This is a genomic window from Mesorhizobium sp. M0761 (assembly GCF_040320205.1).
GTDB lineage: Bacteria > Pseudomonadota > Alphaproteobacteria > Rhizobiales > Rhizobiaceae > Mesorhizobium.
In genome coordinates this window covers 1-697 of sequence record NZ_JAMYPF010000051.1, presented here as the reverse complement: position 1 = coordinate 697, position 697 = coordinate 1, and the positions used below count along the sequence as shown (strand labels likewise).

Genomic DNA, 697 nt, shown 5'->3' with positions numbered 1-697 from the left:
GGTGCCTCGGCCATCGGCAGCATGGTCAGGTGAAAGCGCTCGTGACGTCCGTTCTGCTGTGGCCTGCCGGGTGCGATCCGCTCCAAGGTGATGCCGAGCTTGATGAAGCGCACGACAAGCGGCGTCAGCCCGGTGACGCCGGCCGATGCGAAGGGCGGGCCATTGTCGCTTCTGAAGCGATCCGGCAGGCCATGCTCTTCAAACAGCCGTTCGAACACCGGCCAGGCTTCGCTATCGGCCGTCGACCCCGTCGCTTCGAGCGCCAGAAGATAGCGGCTCGACGCATCCATCACCGTCAAGGGTTCGCAACGCCAGCCGTCGCGGGTCCGGAACCAGCCCTTGTGATCGCCAGTCCACACCGCGTTCGGTTCTTGCGGCTGTGGCCAGGGTCCATTGCCGCAGGCCCGCAGGCGGGGTCGCTTGCGGGCGCGGACAAGCCCATGCCGCGCAAGGATCGCGCCGACCGTCGAGGCTGAAGGCCACATGAACTCGGGAGCCGTGCGCCTGAGCCGTGCCACGATCTTCTTTGGACCCCAGAGCGGATGCAGCTCCTTGGCCGCCACAATCCGCTCAACCAGATCCTGAGCTGTCGCCCGGCCATGATTGAGCGGGGCTCGCGGCAGGTCGTGCAAACCCTCAGGCCCAAACGTCCGATAGCGTCCTAGCCATTTGTAGCCGTTCTTGCGTGAGATCCCGT

Annotated in this window: 1 protein-coding gene; it reads right to left on the bottom strand. The window is 65.7% G+C overall.

Translation table 11 applies throughout. From position 1 onward, the window contains the following. The coding region (locus NKI32_RS31530; RefSeq protein ID WP_353005237.1) for a helix-turn-helix domain-containing protein at nt 1-697 on the bottom strand (697 nt) is incomplete at both ends.